Origin of the sequence: Flavobacterium sp., assembly GCF_050696275.1 — a bacterium.
Taxonomy (GTDB): domain Bacteria; phylum Bacteroidota; class Bacteroidia; order Flavobacteriales; family Flavobacteriaceae; genus Flavobacterium.
In genome coordinates, this window is record NZ_JBOGUT010000014.1 from 33362 (window position 1) to 46326 (window position 12965).

Consider the following 12965-nt stretch of genomic DNA (forward strand, 5'->3'; position numbering starts at 1 on the left):
AAAATATAGGAAAGTGGTGACAAATTCGCCGCTTTTCTATATTTTTATATACCAAAAACCAAAAGATCATGAAAAAATTATACTTACTTATGTTTTTTATGTCATCTTTTTTCTTGTTTTCCCAAACCAAAGTAAAAGACACGATAACAAGAAGAGCAAACATTGGTTATAATAAAAAAGGAAATCAAGTTTCTTTTAAACCGGAAACCCCTCCTCTGATCCAAATTGCCGGAGCGCCAAAAGCTAGCTATTCTTACTTATGGGAAATGGGAGATGGAAATTACAGCAAAGACCCCAATCCCAAACATAATTACAAAAAGCCAGGTGAATACAAAGTAAACCTAACGGTAACTAACAATTATGACAATGGAAAACCTCCCAAAACACGACCGAAAACTGTTGCCATAAACGAAATAACCGAGAACAATTATACCGAAATCGCATCACTGGCTGATTCAATCGGATACAGTATATTCAACAACAGGGAACCTGTTCCTGATGAAGAAATGGTTGTAGTTGTGAGTTACAAAAACAGTCTGAATTATGTAGCCAATGGAAAACTATACCTTTTTTATAACGACAAAGAATTTAAAAGCGATAATTTCCAATTAACAGAATACCGAACCCATTTCGATGAACGAAAAGTTATAGAAGAAGGTTTTGCCTACTCAGATGAACTCAATAATACCAACCAATATGTAGCTACTTCTTCAAACGAAACAAACTATAACAGTAATTTATCCCGAAAAGATGAAAATCTGGAAATGACGCTTTTGGAATGCAAATCACAATTTCGAAATGTTAACGTTCTCGAGTTTGACACTATGAATCCCAACGAAACCCGAAACGTTTTTTTTACCTTCAAAACCACTCCGGAAATGATAAAAGATACAAGTGCAACAGTAAAAATGCGAGGTATTTATGTCCCGGACCGAAATTACAAAAATCATAAGAAACGAACACTCGAAATGGAAATCGTAACCTCACATGATCCTAATAAGATGTCAAGCAACGGGCTTTTCATGAATTACAGATTCGTGAGACTTAAAAAACTGAATTTTAAAATTCGTTTTCAGAATGACGGTGAAGGCCCGGCAAGAACCATCCGTCTGGAATCTGATATTCCGGATATGTTTGATAAGAAAACACTTCAAATCGTAGATTCCTATCCTAAATGCCCTATTTGCCCCAAAGGTGAAGAAGTGACTTACAGCTGCCTGGACACGATTCTCAAACAAAAGCAAATCCATTTCATTTTCAAAAACATTTATCTTCCCGGAAGTAACCAGAAAAATGTAACCGAAAAAGACAGCACAAAGGGATTTGTAAAATACACCATGAAACTGGCTAAAGATTTCCACAAACAAACCACACGCAGCAAAACTTCTATTTTCTTTGATAAAAACGAGCCTGTAATTACAAATTATGCCGTTACGAGATTTAAACCCGGCATTTGTATTGGTGCAAAAACCGGTTATAATTATTTTTCCGGCTTAGAAAATTCCAAAAGTTACTTTGTTGCTGCTACTGTTTCCCCTTTTAAAGCATATCGCTGGTATTGGCAGGCAGAATGGCAAAACAGCATCCATAAATACAATTCAGAAACCAGTATTCATGACGAAATAGTAACCGGCACTAACGGCGTTCGTCAATTGCACCGTACGACAACAAAGTCATCATTTGACAACGTTACTATGGAAATTCCCTTATTAATGCGATATAACATTAATAACTATTTTGGAGTTGGTGCCGGAGTTTTGGCCGGAATTAATATTTCTGAAGATCAGGATATGAAAACCAAATTTGAAATTTTTGAAGGCATAAACCCTAATTTCGTGATGAAAGAAATGAATAGATCCGAAACCATAAAAGAATCTTTCTCTCAATTCAAATCAGGCATTTTACTCGATTTTACAGGTGGCTTCTCTCGAATCGGACCAAGTGTTGGAATTCGGTATATTTTACCTTTTGAGAAAAATTTTAATTACTGGCAGTTTTATGCAATTTGGAAATTTTAAATTCAACACCACAAAACTGACATGAAACAGGTTTTACTTCTACTTCTTTTTGCGCAATTCGCTTTTTGCCAAAACGTAAAAATCACCTTAGAAGATACCATTTACGATGCTATTGACAACTTCGTCGCCAAACCCAGCCCCGAAAGCTTAAAAAAATTAGAATCCTCAGAAAAGAAATTCAATCCTAAGACGAAATCGGAACTTTTAGCATTTGTCATTTTAAAATGCAATAAAGCGTATTTTGAAAATCAGTTCGGATTAACAAGCAAAGCCATTTCAGATTATGAAAAAGCATGGCAATTATTTCAAACTCATCAACTCAAAAATTACGACATTACTGAGTATTGCTTAAAACCTTTAGGGAATCTTTATACTGTTACAGAAGATTATGACAACGCCGAAAACACAATAAAACAGTATTTTTTTATTGCCAGCATGGAAGGAAACCAGCAGCAAAAGATAGCATCAGTCCTTAATTTATCTAATGTTTACCAAAGTTCCGGAAAAAGTGACCAGGCAATAGCATTGTTAGAAAAAACCATAAAAACAGAAAAATTATCTTACACGCAAAAAGGAATATTACTGAATAATTTAGGTGCCAATTATACGATTACCGCTAATTTCAAACAGGCAAAAAAAGCGTTGCAAACTTCTATCAGTTTATTAAAAAACAGCACAAATCAAATCATTACTGTCTCGAATGCAAACAGAAACTTAGCGCTGATTTATAACCGGGAACGAGATTTCAAAACTGCTGATTCTTATTTTGCAACCGCAAAAAAAATGTTTTTTGAAAGTAAAAACCTAGAACCTAGAAAGACAGGACGATTTTATTATGATGAAGCATTGTTGTTTTTTGAACAAGGAAAACAAACTGAAGCAACCCAATCCATAACTGCTGTATTTAAAACGCTCATCCCTGATTATGAAAAACAGCAAAAATTACTTCCGGACACCAACAGTCTCTATGCCGAAACGGTTCTAATTGATGCTTTAGACTTACAGGCACAATTATTTTCAGATCAAAATCAGCCTAAAAAAGCGTTAGAATGCTATACGCTTTCTTTTCACATCGAAGAATTACTTCAATCATTATTCGTTTATGAAAATTCAAAAATCATTTCACAAATCAGAAATCGAAACCGTACTGAAAAATGCATTTCCCTTTATACTTCGCTTTATCAGAAAGAGAAAAAAATTAGTTATATAGAAACTGCTTACCAATTACAAGATCAGACAAAATCAAGTGTTTTGAAGCATTATATCGCTGAAAATCAAATCATATCACAGGAAGAAAAACGTATTTTAGAAGCACTTCAAAGTTGGTCGGACAACATCTTGAAAGAACAGCAGAAATTAGATGCCGCTGATATTTCAAAAATAAACCATGCTATAAAAAAACAAAATGAGCTGATGCTTTTGCTCAAATCAAAACGGTTAAAAACTACTGATTCAAAAAATGAAATTATCAATCTTACCGATTTGTATGAAAAATTAGAAAAAGACAAAACCGATATGATTTCCTTTTTTTACGGGACAAAAGATATTTATCTGTTTACATTGTCCAATCGCAAAATAACATTAAAAGTTTTTGAAATCACCAGCCAATTACAAACAGATATTTACGGGTTTATCAATTATTTTAGTGATGCAAATGTTATCACAAATAATACAAAAGGCTACAATCTTTCCGCTAATAAACTTTACGAAACGTTCCAGCCGGGAAAACATTCTACCCAAAAAAACTTAGTTATTATTCCCGACGGCATTTTAAACTTTATCCCTTTCGAAGCTTTAATCGTCGAAAAAACAGCAACGGCAAATTTTACCAAAATGCATTATCTGGTCAATGACTTTAAAGTTGGATATGCTAATTCGGCTGATTTCTATCTGAATTCCAAACCTTTTAAGCACACAAAAGAAACTGTCTTAGGTGTTTTCCCTGTTTTTGAAAATTCACCACTGGAACTTCCCTTTTCAAAGGTAGAATTAGAGAATATTGAGAAGTCTTTCACAGGAATTTATTTAAAAAGAAACAAAGCGACATTTACCAATTTCAAAGCCAATGCAGCGGATTTTTCGATATTGCATCTTTCTACTCACGCTTCTTCAGGAGATCTTTATACTCCGGCAAGCATTCGTTTTTACGATCAGGAAGTTTTATATTCCGAATTATACCATCTCAACATCCATCCTGACCTAGTCGTTTTAAGCGCGTGTGAAACCGGTTTGGGAAAACTTTATAAAGCCGAAGGAGCTATGAGTGTTGCAAGGGGGTTTCAATTTGCAGGAGCCCGTAATTTAATGTTTTCTTTATGGAAGGTAAACGATTATACAACTTCGGTTTTTATGAATCATTTTTATCTCAATGTAAAAAATCACAATTCCTATTTCGAATCCAATCATAAAGCTAAATTAGATTACTTAAATGACTCCCATATCCCAAATGCAAAAAAATCACCTTATTATTGGAGTGCAATGGTCTATTATGGTACCTTGGAGCCTAAAACCGAAACCCACTACTCCATTTATATTGGATTGGGTATCATTTTTGGTTTTGGACTATTTTTACTCTTCAAAAAAATAAAAGATGGAAGAATTAGAGAAAATTCTAAAAAAAAATAAATACAAAAAAATAAAATTCAGGATTTTAAAAACCCAGCATTTGCTTATAAAAGCGAAAATAAATGGTATAAATGGCGATTTTATACTGGATACCGGAGCCAGCAACAGTTGTGTTGGTTTTGAAAGCATCGAATATTTCAACTTGGAAACTTCAGCATCAAAAACAAAAGCAGCCGGAGCCGGAGCAATTGGAATGAGAACGTTAGTTTCGAAAGAAAACAAAATTGAAATCGGCCGATGGAAACACACGGACATTGCAATTGTCATTTTCGATTTATCTCACGTAAATCAAGCATTAAAGGAATTTAAAACAAGACCTATTCACGGCATTATAGGCGCCGATGTTTTGCAAAGCGGAAAATCTATTATTGATTACTACAACCATTGTTTTTACCTTAAATAAAAAAACGCCTTGATTTCTCAAGGCGTTTTTTTTTATATTTATGAACTGCGATTACTGAAAATCAGTAGCAGTTACACCTTCATTGATTTTTACATCAGATGTAAGTAATTTGATTTCAACACCAACATTCATATCGATTTCATGTGGTATCTTAATTCCTTTAACCTCTTTATAATTACTATAATAAGTGGTTTGATTACCTCTTTCAGTCATTTCAGCTTCAGCTGTTTTTAGTCCTGTTTTAACATCGTAGTAGTATGTTTTCTTATCATTTTTGACAGCATAAACATCATTCCCATTCATGTTTTCGATAGACTCTAACTTGGCATTTGGATCACTGGTTAGTGTCAATTCTTCAAATGGGACAGCTGCTTTCTTTTCCTCCTTTAATTCTTCAGGAGTGAAGTCTTTTCTTTGTCCTTGCTGAACCATGTAACCGGATTTGTCACCTATTACTCGTTTCATCATTGACTGTCCCATCACTTTCATTTCCACAAACACTTTACTGTCTGAAGTAGTTTTAGTTGTTAACTCTAAAGAAGCTCCCTGAACAGTTCCTGAAGAAACCGTTACAACAGATTTAACAGTTTTAAGAATTTTTTCGCCACCAATAGCTTTAATATAATTATCAAAAACCGTTTTAGCAGTTACACCAGCTGGAATTGGAGTATTCACTTTTGGCTTTTCTGTCGGAGTACCATATTTATCAAAGTACAAAATTGGCAATTTTTCTTTAGCGCTCATTTTTTCTAATCCTGGTAAAACTTCAGAAGCTTTTCCAACGATTACAACACGAGTGTTATCCGCCATAAAGAATTTATTGGCAGCAGCCTTAACATCTTCAGCCGTTACAGCATTGATGTTCTTGATGTAGTTTTCATAGAAATCCAAAGGAAGACCTTGAGTTTCTGTATTTAAAGCATAACGGGCAATGGTAGCCGGTTTTTGAATTTGCATTACAAAGTTTCCGATGTATTTTGCTTTAGCAACTTTTAAATCTTCTTCAGAAACCAATTCGGTTCTAATTCTTTTCACTTCATTGAAAAATTGAACTACAGCACTATCTGTAACCGCGTTTCTTACTGAAGCTTCAGAACGGAATTTTTCTACATATTTCCCCGAACCTAATGAAGAATACGCTCCGTAAGTCCATCCGTGTTTCTCACGTAAATTCATGAACAAACGACCTTCTCCACCACCACCAAGAATTTGGTTAGCCAAGATTCCGGCGAAGTATTCTTTATCTGTCATTTTTAAATTTACCGTATTTACCAATGCAATTTCCGATTGCACAGCGTTTGGCATATCTACAAAGTTAATTTGAGAATACTGAACATTACTTGGATCAGTGTATGTTAGTGACGGAGCTGTTGCTTTTTTCCAAGGGCCAAATTGTTTTTCAACCATTTTCTTAATATCTTTCAAGGCAACATCACCAACGATAACCAAATAAGCATTACCAGGAACAAAGTATGTATTGTAGTTTAAAACAACATCATTCAGCGTGACATTATTAATTGTAGCTTCGCTTAAATACTCCCCTGAAGGGTGGTTTTTACCGAAAGCCAAAACGTCTTCCACGCGTCCTGCAACAGAAGTTACACTTTTCTCATTTGATTTTAATCCTTCTATTAATTTCGCTTTTTCTTTATCCAGCTCTTCCTGTGTGAAAATTGAGTTTAAAGCTCCATCAGCCATTAATTCCATGATTCTTCCGGAATATTTAGACAATCCGCTTGCGAATGCTCCGTTTGATTGGAAATTAATATCAGCTCCCAAGAAATCAACTTCTTCATTAAAAGCATCCTTAGTCATTTTTTTTGTTCCGTTTCCAATTAACGCACTGGTTAATTCTGACACCCCTTTTTTATCACCTTCGGTATAAGGTGCATTGTCGATTGTCAGGTTAAAAGAAATTCTTGGAAGTTTATGATTTTCAACAACCAATACTTTCAGTCCGTTTTTCAATACGAATGAAGATGGCTTTCCAACATTAATTGTTGGCGATGGGCCTGGTTTTGGTTGTTTTCTGTCTTGCGCTTGCATCGTCATTGTTAAAAACAAGCCCGCTGCTATATAAATATATTTTTTCATAGTAATTTTCAACTTAGTTTTGTGCTTTGTCTTTTGCAGGAACATAATCTAAAATCAAACGTTGGTTGGGGTTCAGATATTTTTTTGCAACTTCTCTGATTTCCTCTCTGGTGATAGAACGGTAAATATCAATTTCAGTATTGATTAAATTTACGTCTCCATGCAACAAATAAAAAGAAGCCAGGTTTTCAGCAATACCTTCAATACTTGCATTACCGTTAACATATTGGTTTTCGAATTTGTTTTGCAGTTTTTGAAAGTCTTTTTCAGAAATCAATTCTGTTTGTAATTTTACAATTTCCTCGTCAACTTCTTTAACTAAGCTTTCGGTAGTGTTTTGTCCCATTGGCAAACCGTAAAGGATATACATTCCGTAATCTTCCTGACTGTAGTTGAAAGCGCCAATTTGCAATGCCATTTTCTTATCGTCTACTACTTTCTTGTATAATCTTGAACTTTTTCCATCAGATAAAATCGAAGAAATCATATCCAAAACTTTAGAATCACGTGTTTTCATCGAAGGTGTTCTGTAAGTACAAACCATCATCGGAATCTGAATATTCGGATCCTGATATGTTGCTTTGATAGTTTGTGTTATAGGAGCTTCTTCAAATTTTTGTTTTTGAACCGGCGCTCCTTTTGGAATAGCATTAAAATAATCTTTTACCCATGCTTTAGCCTGTGCTGGATCAAAATCTCCGGCAACTACTAAAACAGCATTGTTAGGAATATAGAATTTTTTGTTGAAAGCCTGGAATTCTGCCAAAGTTGCTGCATCCAAATGTTCCATAGAACCAATAGGAGCCCAACGGTATGGGTGTACTTTGTACATATTTTGTTTCACGGCAGCAATTAAGTTTCCGTATGGCTGATTGTCTATTCGAAGTCTTTTTTCTTCTTTAACCACTTCATTTTGTGTATCAACACCAATTTGATTGATTACCGGATGCATTAACCTTTCTGATTCCATCCATAAAGCCAATTGTAAATTGTTTGAAGGAAAAACCTCGTAGTAATAGGTTCTGTCTTCCGATGTATTAGCATTGTTGTTTCCACCGTTAGCCGTTACAATTTTAAACCATTCGCCACGGGCAATGTTATCAGTACCTTCAAATAAAAGGTGTTCAAAGAAGTGTGCAAATCCTGTTCTTTCAGGGTTTTCATCTTTAGATCCCACGTGATACATTACAGAAGTGATCACAACTGGTGCCGATTTGTCCTGATGTAAAATTACATGCAAACCGTTGTCTAGGTTGTATTCTTCAAACGCTACTTTTTGAGCTGAGGCAAAACCTCCAAGCATTAAAACAGCGCTTAAAGTCATTAATGATTTTTTCATAAAAGTTAATAGTTATTAAAATATAATAGCATGAGACGATTCTTTTGATTTTTTGTTACAAAATCAATTCATTTTTTTATCAATCTTTTTGATTGTAAGACTTTTATAAATAATTTTTAAAGCAAGAGTTGCGGAATAGATAAATAATCGTATATTTGCAACCTTAAAATTAATAAACATTATTGTTATGTACGCAATCGTAGAGATAGCAGGGCAACAATTTAAAGTAAGCAAAGACTTAAAGGTTTATGTTCACCGTTTGACGAACGAAGAAGGTTCAAAAGTTTCTTTTGACAAAGTTCTTTTAGTAGACGACAATGGCACAATCACTTTAGGCGCCCCAGCTATAGAAGGTGCTTCAGTAGAAGCAAAAGTGTTACAACACTTAAAAGGAGATAAAGTAATCGTTTTCAAAAAGAAAAGAAGAAAAGGTTACAAGAAAAGAAACGGTCACAGACAGTATCTTACTCAAATCTTAGTAGAAGGTATTACAACTTCAGGCGCTAAGAAAGCTGCTCCTAAAAAAGAAGCTGCTCCTAAAAAAGAGGTTGCTGCAACTGAAGAGGTAGTTGAAGCTCCAAAGAAAAAAGCTGTAAAAGCTAAAAAAGAAGATACACAAGAATAATATTAACATTTAAAACCAAAACGTCATGGCTCACAAGAAAGGTGTCGGTAGTTCGAAGAATGGTAGAGAATCAGAATCGAAACGCTTAGGTGTTAAGATTTATGGTGGTCAAGCTGCAATCGCTGGAAATATCATTGTAAGACAAAGAGGTTCTAAACACAATCCAGGAGAAAACGTTTACATGGGTAAAGATCATACTTTACATGCAAAAGTTGCCGGTGTTGTGAAATTCCAGAAAAAAGGTGAAAACAAATCTTATGTTTCTGTAGTTCCATTTGAAGCTTAAGTCTTTAAAAACTTATACAATATAAAAAACGCTCAACTAGTTGAGCGTTTTTTTTTGGTCCTCGTGATTCAAAAAACAGGATTTTCTGAAATCTGCTCCATTAGCGGCTTAATAATTTATTTAATACCTTTGCAAACAATTTGATTTTTTATGAGCAAGATAAGAATTACCAAACAGTTCAGTTTTGAAACCGGCCACGCCCTTTATGGTTATGATGGAAAGTGCAAAAATGTTCACGGCCACAGTTACAAGCTGTCGGTAACGGTTATTGGTTCACCAATTACGGACAGAACCAATGTTAAATTCGGAATGGTGATTGATTTTTCGGATTTGAAGAAAATAGTTAAAGAAGACATTGTCGATATATTTGACCACGCCACAGTATTTAATGCCACCACTCCGCATATTGAACTGGCAAACGAATTGAAGACACGCGGTCATCACGTGATTTTGGTAGATTACCAGCCTACAAGTGAGAATATGGTGATTGATTTTGCAGAAAAAATAAAACGGAGACTGCCTGATTCTATTAAATTGCATTGCCTTCGATTACAGGAAACCGAAACTTCATATGCAGAATGGTTTGCATCGGACAACGAATAACCAGGTTTAAAACACAAAAAGGACAGCAAAATTGCCGTCCTTTTTTATTTCAACAAAAAAAGAGCCCAAACGAGCTCTTTAATTATACTATATAAATTAGATTTTAACCTAAAAGATTCAACACATAGCTAGGAAATAACCCCATCGCTATATTAAGCACTAAAGCCACCACAGCAACGATTTGATATGTCATTGGTATTGCCGGCAAACTTTCCTCACTTTCTTTAGTATACATAGCTAAAATGATCTTAAAATAATAGCCAACACTTATTATTGAAGTAACAATGGCAACGATAACTAAAACCAGCCAGCCAGTATGTACTAATTGGTTCAATAAAAAGAACTTGGCAAAGAATCCGGAAAGTATCGGTATTCCAGCCATAGACAATAACGATGCCGTAAGTATCCCAGCCAATAGCGGATGTGATTTTCCTAAACCGTTAAAGCTGTCAATTGTTTCGTTTTCTTTGGCAGCAGTCACATAGATTACCACAGCGAAAAAGGCAATACCTGCTACTGAATAAGCCGCAGCATAATACAATAAAACACTAGCTGCATCATTAACACATAAAAGTGTCATTACCATAAAACCTGCGTGTGAAATCCCTGAAAAAGCAAACATACGCTTTACATTATTTTGACGCAAAGCCATGATATTTCCAAGTACCATTGAACCAATAGCTACGCAAACAATAATAATTTGGAACGAATAAGATTGTATAGGCAAAAGTTTTGTCACCAATTTAAACAATGTTGCCATAGCTACAATTTTAGCCAAGCTGCTCATTGTAGCAGTTGTTAGCGCCGGAGATCCTTCGTATACATCCGGAGCCCAGAAATGAAAAGGCACAGCTGCTATTTTGAACAACATACCAATCACCAATAACACGATACCTATAAAATACCATTGCGGAAAACTAGAATAGTGTATTACCTGATAAATAGCCATCAAATCAAAACTACCGGTTGCACCATAGACCAAACAGATACCAAAAAGAATGATTCCTGAAGCAAATGATCCCATTAAGAAATATTTCATTCCGGCCTCGTTGCTTTTCAAATTCAATCTGTTGCTTGCTGCAAGAACGTAAAGTGCAATAGACAATACTTCAATTCCCAAAAAGAACATAGATAAATTCCCAAAAGAAACCATCGCCACAGCGCCTGCCAGCAAGAATACTTTTATGGCAACATAATCTGAGATTTTAGTCCTTTGATTTTTATAAAAATCATGACTCATAGCCACCAGAAAAATAGTAATTACAATAAATAAACATGAAAATGCAGAAGAGAATTTATCTGTAACAATCATGTTATTATAGTAACTTTTATCAAGACCAAACTCAGAAGCAGTAAGTCCCAAAATAGCTAAAAGCCCGACAATCGTTATTGGCACTATTATTCTTCTTGCGTTAAAAATTTCGGCAAGCAAAGTTAAAATCCCTAATCCTGATATTGCTATTAATGTATTCATTTGTGATATTTATATTTTGAATTCTGATTAAAAAATCAAATTCGAACTATTTATTGTCTATTAATTTTAGTAACAATCTCCTGTAATGCCGGTGTAATCAAATCATTAATTGGCTTTGGATACAAACCGAAGAAAAGCAATACAGCGATGATGATGACAAAAACTACTGTTTCCTGAACTGTAATCGTTTTGAAAACTTTGGCATTAGCCTCACCTAACATTACATGCTGAAACATTTTAAGCATATAAACTGCCCCTAAAATAATGGTTGTTCCTGCAATTACCGCAAACCAGATACCTGAGTTGTACAAACTGTATAATAAAGTAAACTCACCAACAAAGTTGAAAGTAGAAGGCAATGCAACCGAAGCCAGCATAACAATCATAAACATCGAAGCAAATTTATTATCCTGAATTCTGATTCCTCCCATTTCTGAAATTTCCTGAGTATTGAAACGTCTTTCAATAACTTCAGCAGCAAAGAAAAGACCTACAACGACAAACCCGTGCGCAATCATCTGTAAAACTGCACCACGCAATCCATCAAGTGTTAATGTATAAGCGCCCGCAGCAATTAAACCAACGTGTGCTAAAGACGAATATGCCAATAATTTTTTTATGTTTCTTTGTTTTAAAGCGACAATTGAACCATAAACTACACCCGCAACACTCAAACCAATGAAAATATCCATATACATCTTTGCTGCCATTGGCGCAATAGGCAATTGCCAGCGAATAACACTATACAATCCCATTTTAAGCATAATTCCTGAAAGCAGCATGGTACCAACTGCTGGAGCTTTCTGATACGTATTTGCCTGCCATGAATGAAAAGGAATAATTGGAATTTTGATTGCATAGGCTAAAAACAGCGCCAGGAAAATCCAGAATTGCTCTTGACCTGATAAAGGAAACGCATACAAATCTCCTATCAGCAAACTTCCTGCTTTTTTGAACAGGTAAATGAAAGCCACTAACATGAACAGCGAACCCGCTAACGTGTAAATAAAGAATTTAATTATTGCTCTCTTACGTTCTTCCGCATCGCCATTACCCCATAATAAAGCAATAAAGTAAATTGGGATCAATGACAACTCCCAGAAAATGTAGTATAGAAAAGCGTCTGCACTTAAGAATGTCCCCACCATAGCAAACGACATGAACAGTATTAAAGCGTAAAAATTCTTACTGTTATTGTATTGATTTCCAAAAGAAGAAAATATAATAATTGAAGTTAATGCCGTTGTCAAAAGCATCATAGCAATCGATAATCCGTCAACTTTTAATGCGATGAATAAATTAGGATTAGAAATCCAAACCTCTTTAAAATCAATATCGACTCCGGCCATATGAAGATTCAATATATAAATTGAACCTGCTACTGAAGCCAAACTAAAAATTAAAGCTACGCTTTTAGCTAATTTATCTCCAGCAAAATAAGTTGCTATCGCACCGAACAATAAGAGAATGAGTATAAATGATACGTTCATTATGTATG

At 34.8% G+C, this 12965-nt stretch carries 10 protein-coding genes; 6 read left to right on the top strand and 4 right to left on the bottom strand.

All coding sequences use genetic code 11. From position 1 onward, the window contains the following. Positions 1-68 precede the first annotated feature (68 nt). The 3 genes from ACRDEC_RS08870 to ACRDEC_RS08880 are packed head-to-tail and all read left to right on the top strand — an operon-like array spanning position 69 to position 5046. The gene (locus tag ACRDEC_RS08870) at positions 69-2018 is read left to right on the top strand and encodes a PKD domain-containing protein (RefSeq protein ID WP_431497979.1); all 1950 of its coding nucleotides are present in this window, start codon (positions 69-71) and stop codon (positions 2016-2018) included. Positions 2019-2039: 21 nt separating this feature from the next. Further along, on the top strand, positions 2040-4643 hold the full coding sequence (locus ACRDEC_RS08875) for a CHAT domain-containing protein (protein ID WP_431497980.1): 2604 nt from the start codon (positions 2040-2042) through the stop codon (positions 4641-4643). Beyond that, positions 4609-5046 (top strand): retropepsin-like aspartic protease, encoded by a 438-nt coding sequence (locus ACRDEC_RS08880; RefSeq protein ID WP_431497981.1) that lies wholly within the window; start codon positions 4609-4611, stop codon positions 5044-5046. The genes ACRDEC_RS08875 and ACRDEC_RS08880 overlap by 35 nt, the downstream gene beginning before the upstream one ends. Positions 5047-5097: 51 nt before the next feature. Here ACRDEC_RS08880 and ACRDEC_RS08885 read toward each other — a convergent pair whose 3' ends face one another. Both ACRDEC_RS08885 and ACRDEC_RS08890 read right to left on the bottom strand, forming a co-directional pair. After that, positions 5098-7140, bottom strand: a complete 2043-nt coding sequence (locus tag ACRDEC_RS08885) for a M16 family metallopeptidase (protein ID WP_431497982.1) — start codon at positions 7138-7140, stop codon at positions 5098-5100. Between the two features lie 13 nt (positions 7141-7153). Continuing rightward, positions 7154-8479, bottom strand: coding sequence for a M16 family metallopeptidase (locus tag ACRDEC_RS08890; RefSeq protein WP_431497983.1), 1326 nt, complete (start codon positions 8477-8479; stop codon positions 7154-7156). Positions 8480-8666: 187 nt separating this feature from the next. On the opposite strand from ACRDEC_RS08890, the gene rplU reads away from it, so the two are divergent. From rplU to ACRDEC_RS08905, 3 genes are all read left to right on the top strand, one after another. After that, positions 8667-9104, top strand: a complete 438-nt coding sequence (rplU, locus tag ACRDEC_RS08895) for a 50S ribosomal protein L21 (protein ID WP_431497984.1) — start codon at positions 8667-8669, stop codon at positions 9102-9104. A gap of 25 nt (positions 9105-9129) precedes the next feature. Beyond that, on the top strand, positions 9130-9390 hold the full coding sequence (gene rpmA / locus ACRDEC_RS08900; RefSeq protein ID WP_135525651.1) for a 50S ribosomal protein L27: 261 nt from the start codon (positions 9130-9132) through the stop codon (positions 9388-9390). A gap of 150 nt (positions 9391-9540) precedes the next feature. After that, positions 9541-9993, top strand: coding sequence for a 6-pyruvoyl trahydropterin synthase family protein (locus ACRDEC_RS08905; protein ID WP_431497985.1), 453 nt, complete (start codon positions 9541-9543; stop codon positions 9991-9993). Positions 9994-10096: 103 nt separating this feature from the next. Here ACRDEC_RS08905 and ACRDEC_RS08910 read toward each other — a convergent pair whose 3' ends face one another. After that, on the bottom strand, positions 10097-11467 hold the full coding sequence (locus tag ACRDEC_RS08910) for an NADH-quinone oxidoreductase subunit N (RefSeq protein WP_431497986.1): 1371 nt from the start codon (positions 11465-11467) through the stop codon (positions 10097-10099). 50 nt (positions 11468-11517) lie between these two features. Continuing rightward, positions 11518-12957, bottom strand: a complete 1440-nt coding sequence (locus ACRDEC_RS08915) for a complex I subunit 4 family protein (RefSeq protein WP_431497987.1) — start codon at positions 12955-12957, stop codon at positions 11518-11520. Between the last annotated feature and the right edge of the window lie 8 nt (positions 12958-12965).

Bases quoted from the DNA above. Each gene is read 5' to 3' on its own strand.
- ACRDEC_RS08870 (WP_431497979.1), top strand. From the start codon at position 69: ATGAAAAAATTATACTTACTTATGTTTTTTATGTCATCTTTTTTCTTG.
- ACRDEC_RS08875 (WP_431497980.1), top strand. From the start codon at position 2,040: ATGAAACAGGTTTTACTTCTACTTCTTTTTGCGCAATTCGCTTTTTGC.
- ACRDEC_RS08880 (WP_431497981.1), top strand. From the start codon at position 4,609: ATGGAAGAATTAGAGAAAATTCTAAAAAAAAATAAATACAAAAAAATA.
- ACRDEC_RS08885 (WP_431497982.1), bottom strand. From the start codon at position 7,140: ATGAAAAAATATATTTATATAGCAGCGGGCTTGTTTTTAACAATGACG.
- ACRDEC_RS08890 (WP_431497983.1), bottom strand. From the start codon at position 8,479: ATGAAAAAATCATTAATGACTTTAAGCGCTGTTTTAATGCTTGGAGGT.
- rplU (WP_431497984.1), top strand. From the start codon at position 8,667: ATGTACGCAATCGTAGAGATAGCAGGGCAACAATTTAAAGTAAGCAAA.
- rpmA (WP_135525651.1), top strand. From the start codon at position 9,130: ATGGCTCACAAGAAAGGTGTCGGTAGTTCGAAGAATGGTAGAGAATCA.
- ACRDEC_RS08905 (WP_431497985.1), top strand. From the start codon at position 9,541: ATGAGCAAGATAAGAATTACCAAACAGTTCAGTTTTGAAACCGGCCAC.
- ACRDEC_RS08910 (WP_431497986.1), bottom strand. From the start codon at position 11,467: ATGAATACATTAATAGCAATATCAGGATTAGGGATTTTAACTTTGCTT.
- ACRDEC_RS08915 (WP_431497987.1), bottom strand. From the start codon at position 12,957: ATGAACGTATCATTTATACTCATTCTCTTATTGTTCGGTGCGATAGCA.